Source organism: Nonomuraea sp. NPDC048901, assembly GCF_040649695.1.
In the GTDB taxonomy this organism is placed as follows: Bacteria; Actinomycetota; Actinomycetes; order Streptosporangiales; family Streptosporangiaceae; genus Nonomuraea.
On record NZ_JBEZFW010000003.1, the window covers coordinates 712,184 to 730,901 of the forward strand.

The 18,718-nt window shown below is 70.2% G+C and carries 11 protein-coding genes; 5 read left to right on the plus strand and 6 right to left on the minus strand.

Annotation, left to right across the window (positions count from 1 at the left end):
• Nucleotides 1-282 precede the first annotated feature (282 nt).
• From AB0C30_RS12805 to AB0C30_RS12820, 4 genes are all read left to right on the plus strand, one after another.
• Complete coding sequence (locus tag AB0C30_RS12805) at nucleotides 283-3,390, plus strand: LamG-like jellyroll fold domain-containing protein (protein WP_357942701.1); 3,108 nt, start codon at nucleotides 283-285, stop codon at nucleotides 3,388-3,390.
• Between the two features lie 164 nt (nucleotides 3,391-3,554).
• Nucleotides 3,555-9,692, plus strand: coding sequence for an RHS repeat-associated core domain-containing protein (locus AB0C30_RS12810; RefSeq protein WP_357942703.1), 6,138 nt, complete (start codon nucleotides 3,555-3,557; stop codon nucleotides 9,690-9,692).
• A gap of 112 nt (nucleotides 9,693-9,804) precedes the next feature.
• Nucleotides 9,805-10,566, plus strand: coding sequence for an SDR family NAD(P)-dependent oxidoreductase (locus AB0C30_RS12815; RefSeq protein WP_357942705.1), 762 nt, complete (start codon nucleotides 9,805-9,807; stop codon nucleotides 10,564-10,566).
• 213 nt (nucleotides 10,567-10,779) lie between these two features.
• On the plus strand, nucleotides 10,780-11,571 hold the full coding sequence (locus AB0C30_RS12820) for an alpha/beta fold hydrolase (protein WP_357942707.1): 792 nt from the start codon (nucleotides 10,780-10,782) through the stop codon (nucleotides 11,569-11,571).
• Between the two features lie 116 nt (nucleotides 11,572-11,687).
• Here the strand turns inward: AB0C30_RS12820 and AB0C30_RS12825 are convergent, their stop codons facing one another.
• The 3 genes from AB0C30_RS12825 to mce all read right to left on the minus strand — a co-directional run bounded on the left by AB0C30_RS12825 (nucleotide 11,688) and on the right by mce (nucleotide 14,812).
• Complete coding sequence (locus tag AB0C30_RS12825; protein ID WP_357942709.1) at nucleotides 11,688-12,773, minus strand: AI-2E family transporter; 1,086 nt, start codon at nucleotides 12,771-12,773, stop codon at nucleotides 11,688-11,690.
• A 130-nt stretch (nucleotides 12,774-12,903) separates the two neighbouring features.
• A complete protein-coding gene (locus AB0C30_RS12830; RefSeq protein WP_357942711.1) occupies nucleotides 12,904-14,196 on the minus strand; it encodes a DivIVA domain-containing protein in 1,293 nt (430 codons plus the stop codon).
• Between the two features lie 166 nt (nucleotides 14,197-14,362).
• Nucleotides 14,363-14,812: a methylmalonyl-CoA epimerase gene (gene mce / locus AB0C30_RS12835; RefSeq protein ID WP_357942713.1), complete on the minus strand. Its 450-nt coding sequence runs from the start codon at nucleotides 14,810-14,812 to the stop codon at nucleotides 14,363-14,365.
• Nucleotides 14,813-14,896: 84 nt separating this feature from the next.
• Here mce and AB0C30_RS12840 point away from each other — a divergent pair, with 84 nt between their 5' ends.
• Nucleotides 14,897-16,081 carry an acetyl-CoA C-acetyltransferase gene (locus AB0C30_RS12840; RefSeq protein ID WP_357942715.1) on the plus strand — a complete coding sequence of 395 codons (1,185 nt, stop codon included), beginning with the start codon at nucleotides 14,897-14,899 and terminating at the stop codon, nucleotides 16,079-16,081.
• 107 nt (nucleotides 16,082-16,188) lie between these two features.
• On the opposite strand, the gene AB0C30_RS12845 is transcribed toward AB0C30_RS12840, so the two are convergent.
• The 3 genes from AB0C30_RS12845 to AB0C30_RS12855 form a co-directional block, all read right to left on the minus strand.
• A complete protein-coding gene (locus AB0C30_RS12845; RefSeq protein WP_225290392.1) occupies nucleotides 16,189-16,341 on the minus strand; it encodes a hypothetical protein in 153 nt (50 codons plus the stop codon).
• A gap of 151 nt (nucleotides 16,342-16,492) precedes the next feature.
• Complete coding sequence (locus AB0C30_RS12850; RefSeq protein WP_357942717.1) at nucleotides 16,493-17,164, minus strand: DUF4230 domain-containing protein; 672 nt, start codon at nucleotides 17,162-17,164, stop codon at nucleotides 16,493-16,495.
• Nucleotides 17,165-17,191: 27 nt separating this feature from the next.
• The gene (locus AB0C30_RS12855) at nucleotides 17,192-18,553 is read right to left on the minus strand and encodes a hypothetical protein (RefSeq protein ID WP_357942719.1); all 1,362 of its coding nucleotides are present in this window, start codon (nucleotides 18,551-18,553) and stop codon (nucleotides 17,192-17,194) included.
• Nucleotides 18,554-18,718 lie beyond the last annotated feature (165 nt).

The window sequence follows — 18,718 nt, forward strand, 5'->3', positions numbered from 1 at the left end:
GTCAATTGAAGATCGCGGCGTCGCCGGGCGGGCCTGACCTGCGTGGCGTCTCCGGCTCGGCAGCGGCGAGGGTGGATGCGCGTAGTTCGTGGTCTGGTCGTGGTGATGTTGGCAGGGGCGGTAGTGGCAGGGCCCCTTGATCATCTGGATGCCGTCGCCAGCGCGCGACAGAAGAGCACGGACACCGTTCTCCGAGAACAGAGCACGAACGCGGGGACCCCGGCGGAGAAATCCGCTCTCGCCCTGGCCCGCCGGGACGGCCGGCCGGTCGAGGTGGAGTCGATGCGCACCGAGACGCGCCAGGTCTTCGCCCAGCCGGGCGGCACCCTCCTCCTGGAGCAGTACGCGCGGCCGGTACGCGTCCGCAAGGCAGGCGGCTGGGTGGCCGCGGACGCGGCACTCCGGTTTCAGCCGGACGGGTCGATCGCCCCGATCGCCACATCGGTGGATCTCCGCTTCTCCGGCGGGGGCGGCGCGCCGCTCGCCCGGATGGCCCGCGGCGCCAAGGCAATGGAACTCAACTGGCCGGGGCAGCTGCCCAAGCCGACGCTGAGCGGTGACACCGCGACCTACGCCGAAGTGCTACCGGGCGTGGACCTCCAGGTGAAGGCGGACGTCGACGGCTTCTCGCATCTCCTGGTGGTCAAGTCGCGGGCGGCGGCCGAGAACAAGGCCCTGACCGAGCTGAGCTTCCCGATCTCGACCGCCGGCCTGTCGATGAAGTCCACCGAAGGCGGCAACCTCGAGGCCAACGACGCGAACGGCGGCACGATCTTCACCGCCTCGCCGCCGATGATGTGGGACTCCTCCGGATCCTCGGCCGCGCGCACGCTGGCCGCCGGGGAAGGCTCACCCGCCGACGCCCGGCACGAGGTGATGGGCCTGCGGCTCGTGGGCAAGAAGCTGCTGCTCAAGCCGCATCGCGGCATGATCGAGGACCCGGCGACCCGCTATCCCATCTACCTCGACCCGTTCTTCTCGGCGGCCCGGGGCGCGTGGACCTCCGTCTGGAGCAACAACCCCACCTCCAACTTCCTGAACGCCAACGACGTCGCCAGGGCGGGACACGTCCCCGGGCAGACCAACAGGTCGTTCTTCCAGATGAACACCGGCTCGACCATCCACGGCAAGCAGATCATCAAGGGGACGCTGCGGACGTACGAGACGTGGTCCTACTCGTGCACCAAGCGGCCGGTCGAAGCCTGGTCCACCAACTCCATCAGCAAGGCCACCACCTGGAACAAGCAGCCGACGTGGGTCAAGCTCCTCGACACCCAGAACGTGGCGAAGGGCTGGGGATCGTCCTGCCTGCCCGGCGGCGTGGAGTTCAACGTCACCAGCCAGGTCGTGGACGCCTCCGCGAAGAGCTGGCCCAACATCACCATCGGGCTCAGGGCGACGGACGAGGGCGACAACTACGGCTGGAAGAAGTTCAAGAACAACCCCAGCCTGGTGATCGAGTACAACTCGCTGCCGTCCGCGCCCGTCGCGGCCGACATGTGGTCGGACCCGGGAGGCGCCTGCGTCTCCGGGGACGCGCGGCCGGTCATCGGCGGCACGACGCCGAAGCTGTGGGCCAAGCTGCGTGACGTCGACAACTCGGTCAAGGGCCGGTTCGAGTGGTGGACCGCGGCCGGTGTGAAGGTCAGCGAGTACGTCACCGGGCTGCAGAGCACGGGCAGCGCCTTCTACGCGCAGGTTCCCGCGGGCGCCTACGCCGACGGTTCGGTGATCCGCTGGCGGGTCCGCGCCGAGGACGGCAAGGCCAACAGCGCCTGGGGCCCCTGGTGCGAGGCCACGGTCGACGCCTCCGCTCCCGGCAAGGAGCCGGGCGTGACGTCGTTGCAGTACCCCGAGGGCGGCTGGAACGACGGCGTCGGCCGGGCCGGCTCCTTCACCTTCACCCCCAACGGCGTCTCCGACGTCGCCACCTACGTCTACGGGCTCGACACCACGCCGAAGACGGAGGTCGCGGCCGGCCAGGCGGACGGCACGGCGACGATCCAGCTGACCCCGCGGCATGACGGCCCCAACGTGCTGTCGGTACGCAGCAAGGACCGCGCCGGACAGCAGGGCCCGATCCGCACCTACCTGTTCAACGTCAACGCGGGCACCGGCCCCGACGGCCACTGGGCACTCGACGAGGGCCAGGGCACGGTGGCCGCTGACCGTACGAACGCCCACCACGCCACCCTGTCCGGCCAGGCCACCTGGACGACCGGCAGGACCGGACTGGGCCTGCGGCTGGACGGAGTGAGCGGCCAGGCGCAGACCAACGGCCCCGCCGTGTCCACCCAGGGCAACTTCACCGTCACCGCCTGGGCCCGGCTGACCAGCGCGAACGCCACCGCGACAGCGGTCAGCCAGGGCGGTACGCGGGCCGGTGGCTTCGCGCTGCAGTACTCCAAGGCCGACGACCGCTGGGCGCTGAGCCGTACCGTCGTGGACGGCGACGGGGCGCAGAGCGTGCGCGCGCTGTCGGCGGCGGCGCCGAGGCTCGGCGAGTGGACCCATCTCACCGGCGTGTACGACGCGGCGGCCAGGGAGCTGTCCCTGTACGTCAACGGACGGCTGGAGTCGACGGTCCCGTTCACCCAGCCGTGGGACGCGACCGGGGCGCTGGCCATCGGCAGGGGGACGGTCAACGGGGCGGCGGCCGAATTCTGGCCCGGCGACCTCGACGAGGTCCGCGTCTATGGGCGGGCCATGTTCGCCGACGAGGTCGCCGACCTGGTGAACAGCGCCGCGACGCTGGTCGGGCACTGGAAGCTGGACGAGGAGTCCGGCACCACCGCCGCCGACTCCTCCGGCAAGGGCACGGCCGCGACACTGGCCGGCGCCGCGACCTGGGGTGAGGGCTGGCTGGACGGCGGCCTGGCGCTCGACGGGGTCAACGGCCACGCGCAGGCCGGCGCGCCCGCCGTCAACACCAAGGCCGGGTTCACCGTCGCGGTCTGGACGCAGCTCGACTACCTGCCGACCCGCGACGCCGCCGCCGTCTCCCAATCCGGCACCCGGGCCAGCGGTTTCCAGCTCGGCTTCGACAAGGAGCAGGGGCGGTGGGTGCTCGGCATGGCCGCCGCCGACACCGACACCGCCGCGCTGGTGCGCACGCGGTCCGACGCCGTACCCGCGCCGATGGAGTGGACCCATGTGGCCGGGGTCTATGACCCGCTCCAGGGCGAGCTGCGCGTCTACGTCAACGGCCGCCTGTCGACCAGCACCATCGCCGACCACGTAAGCGCGTGGAACGCCACCGGCCCGCTGCAGCTCGGCCGGGCCAAGACCGCGGGCGTCTTCGCCGGCTACTGGCCGGGAACCGTGGACGACGTCCGCACCTATGACGGTGTCCTCAACGCCGAGCAAATCTCTCAACTAGCCGCCCAGTAATCCCCCATAGACCAAGTCGCCCAGTAACCCCCCATAGACCGGGAGAGGTCGAAATGGATCAACCGAGCGAGTTAGACCTGCCGGAAGCCTACTGGAATCGTTTACAGCAACCCGCGAAACGGTCGTCGTGGCCCCGCCGGCTGGCGGCCACACTGACCGTGGTCATGGTCTCGACACTGGTGTCGGGGATGCCCGCCCAGGCCGCGACCCGTTCCGCGCCGAACGTGCAGAAAGAGACGCCGGTAACCGGGAAGAAGGTCCCGGTGCTGCCACCGCAGGCCGATCCGGCGCAGAAACAGGCGTGGAAGGCGCCACCAGGCACGACCTGGCCTAAGGCGCAGACGGTCGAGCTGACCACGACCGGCGACGCGCAGGCCAGAACGCTCGGCGCCGACACCTTCCCGATCCGCCTGGCCGCCCCGAAGGCGGGCACGAAAACCGCCAAGGCGGCGGCCTCTCCCACCCCCGCCCGCGTCGAGCTGCTGGACCCCGCCCAGACCCAGCGGGCCGGCCTGCTCGGCCTGGCCCTGCGGGTCTCACCGGGTCAGGGCCTGGCGGCCAAGAGCGGGAAGACCCGCCTGGCGATCGACTACTCGGGCTTCCGCTACGCCTCCGGCGGCGACTACGGCGCCCGGCTGCGGCTCGTACGGCTGGACGAGTGCGTACTGACCGCCACCGCGACCGGCTGCCCGCAGCCGCAGCCGGTGCCGGGCGACAACGACACCAAGGCGGGCACGCTGACCGCCGACGTGGACATGCCGGCGATGTACGCGCTGACGGCGGCCCCTTCGGGCTCGTCGGGCGACCACGCGGCCACCTCGCTCGCCCCTTCGGCACAGTGGAGCGTCGGCGCCCAGTCCGGCGACTTCAGCTGGGGTTACGAGCTGCGCGCGCCGCCCGCGCTGGGCGGTGACGAGCCGGACCTGTCGATCGACTACTCCTCCCAGAGCGTGGACGGCCGTACCGCCTCCACTAACAACCAGCCCTCCTGGGCCGGTGAAGGCTTCGAGCTCAACCCCAGCGGCTACGTCGAACGCCGCTACAAGTCCTGCATGATCGACGGCAAGAAGACCGGCGACCTGTGCTGGGACCAGGACAACGCGACGCTCTCCCTCGGCAACTCGGCCGTCGAGCTGGTCAAGGACGCCACCACCAAACAGTGGCGCCCCAAGCGCGACGACGGCACCCGGATCGAATACCTCACCGGAGCCGTGAACGGCGACAACAACGGTGAGTACTGGCGCGTCACGACCGCCGACGGCACCCAGTTCACCTTCGGCCTGAACCGCCTGCCCGGCTGGGCCACCGGCAAGCCGGAGACGAAGTCGGTCCAGACCGTGCCGGTGTTCGGCAACAACAGCGGCGAGCCCTGCTACAACAGCACCCCGGCCAACGCCTGGTGCCAGCAGGCCTACCGGTGGAACCTGGACTACGCGGTGGACACCCACGGCAACGCCACCACCTACTGGTACGCCCTGGAGAACAACTACTACGGCCGCAACATGAAGCCCGAGCTGGGCACCCTGTACGCGCGCAGCGGCTACCTCACCCGCATCGACTACGGCTACCTGCAGAACGAGCTGTTCACCAAGGCGCCCGCGGCCCGCGTGGTCTTCGACGTGGCCGAGCGCTGCCTGCCCAGCGGGACGATCACCTGCGCCGCCGACCAGCTCAAGAAGGAGACCGCGAGCAGCTGGCCGGACGTCCCGTTCGACCAGATCTGCGACTCCGGGGTGAAGTGCACCGACCGCCTGTCACCGACGTTCTTCACCCGCAAGCGGCTGTCCAAGGTCACCACCCAGGTGGTCAACACCGACACCGCCAAGTGCGGTGGCGCGCAGTACTGTCCGGTGGACTCCTGGACGCTGACGCACCAGTTCCCTGCCACCGGTGACGGCCTCAGCCCGTCGCTGTGGCTGGCCTCGATCCAGCAGAGCGGCCACGTGGGCGGCACGATCACGCTGCCGAAGATCACCTTCACCGGTGTCCAGCTGCCCAACAGGGTGGACGCCAACGAGGGCCGCGCCCCGCTGGTCAAGTGGCGCGTCCAGGCGGTGAACAACGAGAGCGGCGGCGAGCTCCGGATCAACTACGCCCCGGCCGACTGCAAGCCGGGAGACCTGCCGGCCGCCGACAAGAACACCAGGCGCTGCTTCCCGCAGCGCTGGGCCCCGGCGAACGAGGCCGAGGTCACCGACTGGTTCCACAAGTACGTGGTGACACAGACGGTGGAGGCCGACCGGGTCGCGGGCTCGCCGAACGTGGTCACCGACTACGAGTATCTGGACGGCGGCGCCTGGCGCTACGCCGAGAACATCCTCGTCAAGCCCGAGCACCGCACGTGGTCGGACTGGCGCGGGTTCGGCCGGGTACGGGTGCGCGAGGGCGACGGCCAGGACACCAAGCGCACGCTCACGGAGTTCAGGTACTTCCGCGGCATGGACGGCGACCGTCAGGCCGACGGCTCCAAGCGCGACGTGCAGGTCGTGGACACCGAGGGCGGCAAGCTGGACGACCTCGACCAGCTGTCCGGGTTCGAGCGGGAGGAGATCCTCTACGACGGCGACGGCGGGGCCATCCTGACCGCGACCGCCGAGGAGCCGTGGTCACTCAAGACCGCCGAGTCCACGCAGGGCGGCGTCACCAAGACCGCGTACGCGGTCGAGCCCAAGTCGATGGTCACCCGCACCGCGTTGAGCGGCGGCAAGTGGCGGCGTACCGGCGAGGAGCGCGCGTACGACGCCAAGGGCCTGCTGACCCAGGTGGAGGAGAAGGGGGACCTGGCCAGCGCCGACGACGACCAGTGCACCCGCTACACCTACGCCCGCAACGACACGGCCTGGATGCTCGACTACACCAGCAGGATCCAGAAGGTCGCCGCCGGCTGCGGCACCGGAGTGTCCGCGCTGGCCGCCGGTGACGTGATCTCCGACCAGCGGGTCCAGTACGACGGCAAGGCGTACGGCCAGGCGCCGAGCAAGGGCGACGTGACCGCCGTCCAGCTCGCCACCGGGGACGGCACGACGACCACCGACAGCACCCACACCTACGACACCTACGGCCGCGAGACCAGCGAGACCGACGCGATCGGCACCAAGTCCGTGACCACTTACACCCCGACCGCGGGCGCCCCCGCCACGGAGATCACGGAGACCAACCAGCTCGGGCACGTCGACCGCACCCTGCTCGAACCGGCCTGGGGCGAGCCCGTCGCCGAGATCGACGCGAACAACCGTCGCGTCGACATGGAGCACGACGCGCTCGGCCGCCTGGTCAAGGTCTGGCAGCCCGACCGGAGCAAGGCGGCCGGGCAGACGCCGAACACCGAGTACTCCTACCTGATGCGCAACGACGGCCCCAGTGTCGTCACCACGAAGACGCTGCGCGCGGACGGCGGCTACACCACCAGCCACGAGCTGTACGACGGCCTGATGCGCGAGCGCCAGACCCAGGAGCCCGCGCCCCGCGACGACCAGACGCAGGACCCCGCGCTGCGTGACGGGCGCACGATCACCGACACCGTCTACAACTCGCTCGGCGAGGCGGCCAAGTCCAACACCGGCTACTTCGCCACCGGAACGCCGTCCACCGAGCTGCTCGCGGTGGCCGACGCCGACGTGCCGACCCAGGTCGTGTCGTCCTTCGACGGCGCCGGCGACGTCAACGCCCAGGTCCTCAAGGCGAAGGGCGTGGAGAAGTACCGGGTCAGCGCCACGCAGGAGGGCGACCGGATCCACGTGACGCCGCCGCCGGGCGGCACCGCGACGACCCGCATCGGCGACGCCGACGACCGCCTCATCGAGCTGCGCCAGTACAAGGGCGCGACCCCGACCGGCGAGTACGAGTCCACCAAGTACACCTACGACCCCGCTGGACAGCTGTCCACCGTGACCGACCCCGCGGGCAACGTGTGGCGCCACCACTACGACCTGCGCGGACGGGAGATCAAGACCGAGGACCCCGACAAGGGCGTCACCACGATGACCTACAACGACGCCGACGAGCTGGTCACCACGACCGACGCCCGCGGCAAGACCCTCTGGTACGGCTACGACGAGCTGGGCCGCAAGAAGGAGCTGCGCGACGGCTCCGCGACCGGTCCGCTGCTGGCCGAGTGGAAGTACGACGCGCTGGCCAAGGGGCACCTGAACGCCAGCATCCGCTACGCGGGCGGGCAGGCGTACAAGGCGGAGATCAACGCCATCGACTCGAGCTACCGCTCGCTGCGCCAGACCGTCACCGTCCCCGAGCGGGAGGGCAAGCTGGCCGGTTCGTACCAGCTCAACACCCGCTACACGCTCGACGACCAGGTCCAGTCCGTCAGCTTCCCCGCGGCGGGCGGCCTGGCGGAGGAGTCGGTCGTCTACTCCTACGACGAGCTCAGCCAGCCGACCAAGGTCACCGGCCTGTCGTCATACGTGACCGCTACCCGCTACTCCAAGCTCGGCGAGACCCTGCAGTACGAGCTGGGCACCGGCGGGAAGAAGACCTGGCTCACCTACACCCACGACGAGGCCACCCGCAGGCTGACCAGGATGCGGCTGGACAGGGAGAGCGCGCCGGCCACCGACCTCGATCTCAACTACACCTACGACGCCGTGGGCAACGTCACCAAGATCGCCGAGCGGGCGGGCGGTCAGGACACGCAGTGTTTCAAGTACGACCATCTGCGCCGCATGACCTCGGCGTGGACGGCCACCGACGACTGCGCCAGCGGCACCCCGCAGTCGGACAAGATCGGCGGTGTGGCCCCCTACGCGACCAGCTACACCTACGACGCCACCGGCAACCGGACCAAGGAGACCAAGCACGCCTGGGGCGGCGCGGCCGAATCCGTCCGCACCTCCGCCTACCCGGCGGCGGGCGGCAAGCAGCCGCACGCGCTCCAGAGCGTCGGGGCGGACGTGTTCGCCTATGACGAGGCGGGCAACACCACCAGGCGCAAGGTCGGCAACTCGGACCAATCCCTGGTCTGGGACGCCGAGGGCAACCTGGAGTCGGTGACGGAGGCGGGCAAGACGACCTCGTTCGTGTACGACGCGGACGGCGAGCGGCTGCTCCGCAAGACCACGACCGACGCCACCCTGTACGTCGACGACATGGAGCTGCGCTTCGACTTCGCCAAGGACGCGGTCGAGCAGACCCGCTACTACACCATCAACGACCAGCCCATCGCGGTCCGCACGCCGGACAACCAGGTCTACTTCCTGGCCAACGACCACCAGGGCACCGGACAGGCCGCGGTCAACGCCGGGACCGGTGAGCTGGCCATCAGGAGGATGACGCCGTTCGGCGAGGACCGGGGGTCGGCACCACCCTGGTGGCCTGGCCAGCGCGGTTTCGTCGGTGGCGGCAACGACCCGACGACCGGGCTGGTCCACCTCGGCGCCCGCGAGTACGACGCCAAGAACGGCCGCTTCCTGTCGGTCGACCCCATCATCGATGAGGAGGACCCGCAGCAGCTCAACGCCTACGCCTATGCCAACAACAGCCCCGTCACCATGAGCGACCCCGACGGGCAGCTGTTCTGGATCGCCGTCGGCATCGCGGCCAGGATCGCGGCCCGGATCATCGCCAGGAAGCTGGCCCAGGCGGCGGCCAGGCGGGCGGCGCTGGCGGCGGCACGGGCGGCGGCCAGACGCGCGGCCATCGCGGCGGCCAAGCGCCGGGCGGCGGCACTGGCCAGGAAGAAGGCCCTGGAGCTGGCCAAGAAGAAGGCCGCTGCGGCGGCCAAGAAGAAGGCACTGGCGGCGGCCAGGAAGAAGGCGGCCGAGAAGGCCAAGAAGGCCGCTGCCGCGGCGGCGAGACGACGGGCCGCGGCGGCGGCGAAACGGCAGGCCAGAAGGGAGGCCGCGGAGGCGGCGGCGAAGAGGCGGGCCGCGGCGGCGGCCAGGGCGCGAAACCACCGGGCAGGCCGGCTCCCACGCGGGATCCAGCAGGCACGGCAACGTCCGGCGCACCGGCCGACCAGCCAACGGGCGGTACAGCGGCAGTCGCCGCCCAGGGCGAGCCGGCAGCCGGCACAGCCAAGGCCGAGTCAGGTCTATCGCAACGACGGCACCACACAGCCGACCCAGTCCTACACCGTTTACGGCAACGGCAGGATGTACCCCGAAGGCCGGCCGCCGACGAACCTCCCGCCGCGCGCCGGCGCCGGGCAGGGAGAGAAGCAGCTCTGGAGGAATGAGGAGATCGAGTTGACCAGGAGGTCCGGCGCGATCGCCGAACTGGGCGCCCGAAGCCAGAAGATCGTGGACAACGTCATTGACACGATCGACACCATCCTGGGTGGCTTGGGTTAGCACTCTGTTCAGCCGATGATGCACCGGCGCGGGGCTCTCGCAGCTCCGCGCCGGTGGCGTTCCCGGACCCTGGCCCCTAGAATCTTGTTCGGTTCCGAGGCGAGGAGGCCCCATGGGCGCGTTCGATCTCACCGGTAAGCAGGCCCTGGTCACCGGGGCGTCGAAGGGGATCGGGCGGGCCATCGCGCTGGCCTACGCCGAGGCGGGGGCCGACGTGGCGCTCGTGTCCCGCTCGGCCGACGCCCTGGCCGAGGTCGCCAAGGAGGTCGAGGCGCTGGGCCGGCGCGCCGTCGTCCTGCCCGCCGACCTCACCGACCGCGACGCGGCCGCAGGCGCCGTGGCGGGGGCGATCGACGGGCTCGGCCACCTCGACATCGTCGTCAACAACGCCGGCGGGTCGAATTTCCTGGTCGAGTTCAAGGATCTGCGCCTGTCCGGCTGGGACAAGATCATCCGGCTCAACCTCGACTCGGCCATGGCGGTCTGTCACGCCGTGGCGCCTCATCTGCTGGGCAGGGGCACCGGCACGGTCATCAACGTGGCGTCGGTGGCGGCGCTGGGCGCGCCGTTCCTCGCCTCATACGCGGCGGCGAAGGCGGGCGTCGTGGCGCTGACCAAGACCCTGGCCGTGGAATGGGCGCGGGCCGGGGTACGGGTCAACGCCCTGTGCCCGGGGTGGACGGCCACCGGCCTGAACCGGAACCTGTGGGAAGACGCCGCGGCGAACGAGGCGACGGTGTCCAGTGTCCCGATGCGTCGTTGGGGGACGGTGGAGGAAATGGCTCACCCGGCGGTTTTTCTGGCTAGTCCGGCTTCTGCCTATATGACGGGTCAGGTGCTGTTCATCGATGGGGGCGCCACGGCCATCGGATAGGGCAGGGACGGTCAAGAACGCGCACGTCACGGCGCTCAGCCGGGGAACCGGAGGAGCGTTTCCCTGGAGGGGGCCCGGCCGCGTATGGCGGGTGGGGCCGGCCGCTGCCGGCCGTAAAAAAGACTGGTGTTTCATAAAGCGGTCAGCACAGCGGCGAATATCGGCATAAGCCGTGCAGTGATTGTCGGGGCGAAGAGGTCTACCGTATCGTCCGTGCAGCTTTACACGAGATCAGCCGGTACGGGACTCCCGGTCGTACTGCTTCACGCCTTTCCGCTCTCGTCGGCCATGTGGCTGGCACAGCGCGAAGGATTGGCCAGGTCATGCCGTGTGATCACGCCTGACCTGCGCGGCTTCGGGGGGTCGCGCCTGGGGGAGGAAGAGCCGTCGGTCGAGGTCATGGCCGACGACGTCGCCAGGTTGCTCGACGCAGAGGGAATCGACCGGGCGGTCATCGGCGGCCTGTCCATGGGCGGCTACGTGACGATGGCGTTCTGCCGTCGCCATCCCGACCGGGTGCAGGGCGTGATACTCGCCGACACCAAGGCGAGCCCGGATCCCGAGCCCGCCCGCGCCAACAGGGAGCGCATCGCCCAGGCGGTCCTGTCCGACGGCAGCGCGGTGCTGGTGTCCGAGGTGCTGCCCGCGCTGATCGGGCCGACCACCAAGGAGCGCCGGGCCATGGTGTTCGGCCGGGTCAAGGGGCTCGTGCAGTCGGCTCCACCCGGCGCGGTGGCGTGGGCGCAGCGGGCGATGGCCGGGCGGCCCGACTCCTTCGACACGCTGGCCGCGCTCAAGGTGCCGCTGCTGGTCGTGGTGGGGGAGGAGGACGAGCTGGCGACCGTTGCCGACGCGGAGGCGATGGCGCGGGCCGTACCCGACGGGCGGCTGGAGATCATTCCGAAGGCCGGGCACCTGACGGCGGTCGAGCAGCCGGAGGCGTTCAACGCGGCCGTGGCGAAGTTCCTCGACACCGAACTCGGCGGCGCCACCCGACCACGCTGACGGCCCGCACCGCGTCCGTCCGGCTGCGTGCCGCGTCCGTCCGGCTCGTGCCGCGTCCGTCGGCCCGCAGCGGGCCGACGGACGGTCAGGCGCGGGCTTGGCGGGCCGACGGGTGGTCAGGCGCGGGCTTGGCGGGGGAGGACGAACTCGCGGATGATCAGCGCGATGGCCGCCGCGACCGGGATGGCCACCAGCGCGCCCACGATGCCGAGCAGCGCGCCGCCGAACAGCGCGGCGATCACCGTGACCGCCGGCGCAACGTCCACGGAGCGCTTCATGACGCGCGGATAGATCAGATAGTTCTCGACCTGCTGGTAGATCACGAAGAACACCGCGCACGCGATCCCCACGGGCAGCGACTGCAGCAGCCCGACCCCCGTCACCAGCACCGCTCCGATGGTCGCGCCGACGAGCGGGATCAGGTCCGTGAGCGCGACCACCAACGCCAGCGCCAGCGCGTACTTCACGCCCACGATCGACAGGAAGATCCAGGTCAGCACGCCCGCGATGACCGAGATGAGGACGTTGCCGGCGACATAGCCGCCGATGCCGTCGAGAATCTGCTCGGTGATCTCACCGGTCCGCTCCCGCCGGGAGGCCGGGACCAGCTTGAGCATGTACGACTTGATGGTGTGCAGGGAGCCGAGGAAGTACAGCATGAGCACCAGCAGCGTCACCGTGGTGAACACGCCGTCCAGCACCACCAGCCCCGCCCCCACGACCCCGCTGGCCAGCGAGGGCCCCAGCTCGCTGGTGACGAACGTGGCCAGCTTCGGCAGGATCTGGTAGTCGGCGTCGAGCTGCCGGAGTGTCGGATGGTTGCTGAGCTCGGTCACGTAGCCGGGTACGGCCGCGATGAACTCGGCCAGCTGCTTGCTCACCGGCGGCACCACGGCCAGCCCGAACAGCGCGAACGCCACGATCACCCCGGCGAACACGATCGAGATCGCCCCTCGCCTGGCCAGCCCGCGCCGTTGCAACGCCTCCACGGCCGGGTTCAGCCCGACCGCCAGGAACATCGCCACCACGATCAGGACGATCACGCTCAACGAGCTGACGACCATCTGCGCGATCGCGATCGCGGTCAGCACGCCCAGCCCGCCGATCAGCCCGAACGTGAACGGTCCCCGGGACAGCGGCAGCGCGTACGACGGGGGCTTGGCGACGTCCGCCACGGCAGGGGATTCGGCTTCTGCTGACACGGGGTCTCCTGGGAATTGCGACAAACCACGACACATGCCGTCCGGAACAACAAAGAGAGCCTAGCGACCCCAAGGTCACCAGGCTCTCTTCAGCCGTCAGCCCACCCCCGTGTAGTCGGTCGTGTGACGGTTACTCCTGCCACCACTCCGCGTCGTCCTCGCCCTTGGACTCCGCCTTGGCGGGGGCCGGTGCGGGCTTGTCGCTGGCCGGTGCGGGGGCCGCTGCCGCGATCGCCGGCTTCGGCGGAGCCGCCGTGACGGCGGGCTCGGGCTCCATGCCCGGCAGCGCGGCGCCACCGAGCAGCTGACGCAGCTGCGCCAGGTGGCTGGTGATGCTGTCGCGCTGGCGGGTGAGCTCGTCGACCTGGCGCTGCATCGCGGTGCGCGTGCGCTCGGCGTCGTTCTTCGCCTCGGTCACGATGGTGTCGGCGCTGGACTTGGCCTCGGCGACGATCGTCTCGGAGCTCTTGCGGGCGTTGGCGACCAGCTGCTTGGCGTGCAGGTCGGCCTCGCGCCTGGTCTGGTCGGCCTGCTGGGTGGCCTTCGTGGCCCGCGACTCGGCCGTGGCCGCGCGCTGCTCGGCCTCGGCGACCAGCTTCTGCGTGTTGGCCTGCGCGGTGGCGTGGCGCTCGGCCTCCTGGCGCTCGGCCTCCTCACGCCGCGACGCGAGCTGGATCTCGAACTCCGCCTCGTCCTGCGCCCGCTTGGCCTCGGACTCCTCCAGCACCCGCTGAGCCTGCGCCCGCATCTCGTCGGCCTGCCGCTTCGCGGTGGTCAGCACCTCGTCGCGCTCGCGCTTGGTCGAGGCCCGCAGCTGCGCCACTTCGCGCTCGGTCGTCGTGCGCAGCTTGGCGATCTCGCGCTCGGCGTCGGCGCGCTTCTCCGCCACCTCGTGGTCGGCGGTGGCCCGCAGCTTGGCGACCTCGCGCTCGGTGGTGTTGGTCAGCTCGTCGGCCAGGCGGCGAGCGGTCGAGCGGGTCTCCTCCGCGTCGCGCTCGGCGCTGGTGCGCATCTCGTCGCTCTCACGCGTCGCCTGCGCCCGCTTGTCGGCGGCCTCGGCCTCGGCGGCGGCCCGTACGTCGGCGGCCTCGACCTTGGCGGCGGCCTTGATCTCGTTGGCCTCGGACCGCGCGGCCTGGACGAGCTCGGTGGCCTGCTCTTCGGCCAAGCGCAGCAGCTGCTCGATGCGGGCGCCGAGACCGGAGTAGGTCGGGCGCTCCTGCTCCTGCAACTGGCGCTGGGAGTCGGATAGATCGCGCTGCAGGGACGTCACCTGCTCGCGGGACTGGCGGAGCTCGCCGTCGAGCTGCTTCAGATGATCGTGGACCTGGTGGCGGTCATAACCACGCAGCACGACGTCGAACTCGCGTGCTGGGGCATCCTCGAAGAAATTGTTGAGCTGGGCGTCGATGTCGGACTGCATGGAGGCTCGATCCTGGGTTGTCGAGACGGCTACACGGGCCGGACGGGGGGTTCGGGACAGCCGAGCCAGGAGCCTGTGCCTCGCGGCAGGCGCCTTGTCCGGTGGAAAGCCAGCGTACTCCGCTAGTGCCGCCTGAGAAGCCCCGTCCGACTATCTGCGTGACTAGTTACATACGAGCGGTTTTGGGGTTTGCTGGGGACTCGGTGGCCTGTACGAGCTCAGTGAGCATTCCTCCCACGTCCTTGGGGTGCACAAACGCGATCTCCGACCCCATCGAGCCGTGTCGCGGACGCTCATCGAGCAGCCGCACACCCTTGCCCGCCAACCGATCCATCGCCTCGGCCACGTCCGGCACGCCGAACGCCACGTGATGCACCCCCTCGCCCCGTCTCGCCAGGAACTTTCCCACCGGCGTGTCGGGGGACAACGGCTCCAGCAACTGAATGTAGGAGCTCCCGCCCTCGCCGTCGGCGATGTGGAGCATGGCCTCCCGGACCCCTTGCTCCTCATTCACCTCGCGCGCGACGACGGTCAGCTCGAACGTGTCCGAGAATAGCGCGATCTTGGCGTCGAGGTCGTGACAGGCGATACCGATGTGGTCGATCCGCATGAACATGTGTGGCCTGCCTCCATAGCGAGCGTGCACCTACTCGTGGGTATGGTGTCAAAGAACCCCTCACGTGCACAGGAGGCCGTCGCCATGTCTGGGTCCGTCATCGTAGCCGGAGCTCGTACGCCGATCGGCAGACTGCTGGGCGCCCTGTCCGGGCTGCCCGCCGTGGAGCTCGGGGGCATCGCCATCAAGGCCGCCCTGGAACGCGCCGGCGTGTCGCCGGAGGACGTCGAATACGTGATCATGGGCCAGGTGCTCCAGGCGGGCGCCGGGCAGATCCCCTCCCGCCAGGCCGCGGTCAAGGCGGGCATCCCCATGACCGTCCCCTCACTCACCATCAACAAGGTCTGCCTGTCGGGGCTCGACGCCATCGCCCTGGCCGACCAGCTCATCCGCGCGGGCGAGTTCGACATCGTGGTGGCGGGTGGCATGGAGTCGATGACGAACGCGCCGCACCTGCTGCCGGGCATGCGCAAGGGCGTCAAGTACGGCGGCGCCGAAGTGCTCGACTCGATGGCGCACGACGGGCTGTTCTGCGCGTTCGACCAGTGCGCGATGGGCGAGTCCACCGAGCGCTACAATGCCCGCCTCGGCATCGGCCGCGAGGAGCAGGACGCGCTCTCCGCCCGCTCCCACCAGCTGGCCGCCGCGGCCACCAAGAACGGCGTCTTCGAGGACGAGATCGTGCCGGTGGAGCTCCCGCAGCGGCGCGGCGAGCCGGTGGTCGTCAAGGAGGACGAGGGCATCCGCGGCGACACCACCGTGGACACGCTGGCCGGGCTGCGGCCGGCGTTCGCCGCCGACGGCACGATCACCGCCGGCTCGGCCTCGCAGATCTCCGACGGCGCCTGCGCCGTGGTCGTGATGTCCAAGGCCAAGGCCGAGGAGCTGGGGCTGCCCTGGCTGGCGGAGATCGGCAGGCACGGCAACGTGGCGGGGCCCGACACCTCGCTGCAGTCGCAGCCGGCCAACGCCATCAAGCAGGCCCTGGCCAAGCAGGGCCTGAGCGTCGGCGACCTCGACCTGGTGGAGATCAACGAGGCGTTCGCCAGCGTGGTGCTCCAGTCGGCGAAGGAGCTGGGCGTGCCCCTCGACCGGGTCAACGTCAACGGCGGCGGCATCGCGCTCGGCCACCCGATCGGCGCATCGGGCGCCCGCATCGTGCTCACGCTGGCCCACGAGCTCAAGCGCCGGGGCGGCGGCCTGGGCGCGGCCGGGCTGTGCGGTGGCGGCGGCCAGGGTGACGCGCTCATCATCCGCGTACCCGCCTAAAGGCCGCGTACGCCGAAGGGGTGAGAGCTCAGCTCTCACCCCTTCGGCTTACGGAGGTAGGTAGGCCCGGCCGCGAGGGAGGTTGCGGCCGGGCTTCTTGGCGGTGGTCATGAGGAGAGGAATCTGGCGAACACCGAGCGGTGACGACGCTCGGCCTTCTGTCCCTTCAGCGCCTCGCGTACCCGGCGGTGCTCGGCCGCGGCCTCGCGCAGCTCGTCCGCGTGGTTCTTCATGACGACGTATTCGAGTTCGGCGTTCATCCGAATGCTCCCGGTTTCTTTCGGTCCTCTTCCCTGGCACTTTCAAGATTGCTCCTAAGGCCCCTGCCGCCACATCGGGCGGATGCCCTATCTGCGGTCGTAGGCCGACATGAGGAGATACCTAGGGCGCCGGTCGGAGGACCTAAGGCACTTAGGGCTGGTCGGCGAACTTCACCGTCACCTTGGCGAACCCGAGCGACTTGAGCATCCCTTCGAGCATGGCCTTGGTGTTGGTGTCGGCGCGGGCCCGCAGGTCGCTGGCCGCCGCGGCCTCGGAGATCTTGGTCTCGGCCAGGACGTACAGCTCCCGCTGGTCGTCCGGAGACGACGACAGGAAGCCCTGTACGCGGTCCAGCAGCCCACGCTGCTGCGCGAAGACATAGGAACGCCGGTTGTCGAGGTTCGGCTTCTCCAGTTGCGCGCGGGGCAGGCGGATCGTGGCCTCCTTACGGTCCTTCGAGACCGTCACGCCGTTGGCCGCCATGCCGGAGAAATCGACGTAGGCGTCCACGTTGCCCGCCCCCACGAACAGCGTCCGGCTGCCCTTGATGGCGTCGGGCAGGAAGCGGGCGTCCTTCTCCAGGTCGACCACGACCTGGAAGTTGCCGGTCGCCGCCTCGAACCGGCTCAGGTCCTTGATGGATTGCAGGAGCACCGGCTGGCTGCGGTCGATGGTCTGCTCGCCGAACGGATTGAGCCAGGACCAGGCCAGGCGGCCGCCGACCACGAGCAGAACCACCACGACCAGGAACCCGGCCAGATATCGCCACCGGCGGCGCCGCTGCGGTGTGACCGCGGGGGGCGCCGTTTGGGAAGTCGTCATGGCGGTTGACTACCCGACGATCGATCATCATTGCCAGCTTTTAGGTGACATCTCCGATCCCCAGTCGGCAGAGCCCTCTTCGTCGCTGGGATTCGGATAGACCGGATAGACCTGTGGAGAGCCCGTCGAGGCCGCCACCGGAGCCGCCGCGGCACCCGCCGGCCCGCCGCCGAAGTGCGTACTCGACAGCTTGCACGCCTGGAAGTCGCTGAAGAACATGCGCAGCCACTCGCGCCGCTGGTGCTCGCTCAACCCGGAGAACCAGGCCGCCGCGTATTGGTGCTCCGGCAGCGGCCCGCCCGGCAGCGGCTCGCCGCGCAGCCAGGCCACCACGATCTCGCGGTAGCCGCCGGCGGGCGTGTCGGGGCACTTGGCGGCCAGCGACTCGACGTACTCGTACACGGCCTCGTCGGCGAAGCCCGCCGACAGGTCGGGCACGTGGATCTGCGCGAGCCCGGCGGACGGCTGCAGCGGCTCTTCCAGCGGCCGTTGCTCGACCCGGGTGAACCCGGCGGGCGTGCCCGCCAGCCGCGACGCGATCTTGGTGAAGGCCGCGCCCAGTTCGGTCAGGCCCGCGCGCATGCCCGGATGCAGGCAGACCGTGATCGGCCAGTCCTGGCAGCTGTAGGCGATCCCCTGGGCGGCGGCGGGCTTGGTCGCGCCCAGCAGCCGGGCCACCCCCGTGCCCGCGGCGAGCACGGCCAGCAGCGCGCACGCCAGCACCAGGGCTTGCCTGGTCACCACCGCCGCCCAGCCGAGCAGCAGCGCCGCCGTGATGCCCAGCAACCAGACCGTCTGGTCGAGGAACGCCGTGCCGCCGAGCCCCTGGAACAGGTCGTACGGCTCGCCCGTGCCGGGCGCCAGCTTGTCGGCCCAGCCCCGGCCGCCGGCCAGCCAGGTGAACAGCCCGTAGCAGGCCAGCCCGGCCAGCGGCGGCGTGTAGGCCTTGGGCAGCAGCCAGCCCGTGATCCACCCGATCACCGAGTAGAGGGCCAGCCCGGCCATGCCCACACCGAGCCCGGCCAGGCTCAGCCGGCCCGACTGCTCGGTGAGCACCGTCTTGATGGCCAGCACCAGCACGGTCGCGCTGAACGAGCCCAGCACCACCACGACGATCGCCAGCGGGGCCTTCAGCGCCCGCCAGGTCGTCAGTGAGCGGCCGCGCAGCGCCCTGCGCTTGCGCATCGCCACCCACGCGGCGAAGGCGGCGGCCACGGGCCCGGTCAGCCGGAGCGAACCGATGACCGCAGCCACGATATTTTCCCACGCGTCTACACCAGGAATCAGGACGCTCCACGCCGCGATCAAGCCGAGCGCAAGGAGCACGGCAACCGTGACGGCCGCGCTCTGCTTCAACTCCTCACGTGTAACGCCCGCGTGCTCACGCACCCGTTTTTCCATTGAAGATCACCAAGCACCCCCCGTGCCCCGATGTCGGCGCGGCGGAAGCGATTCAGTTCGAGCCGGTCCCCACGGCGAATGAACTTGGCTTCCGCGTCACCATCGATGCGAGAACCATAACGGAGCGTGATGATTGACGTCCGGATTCTTGGT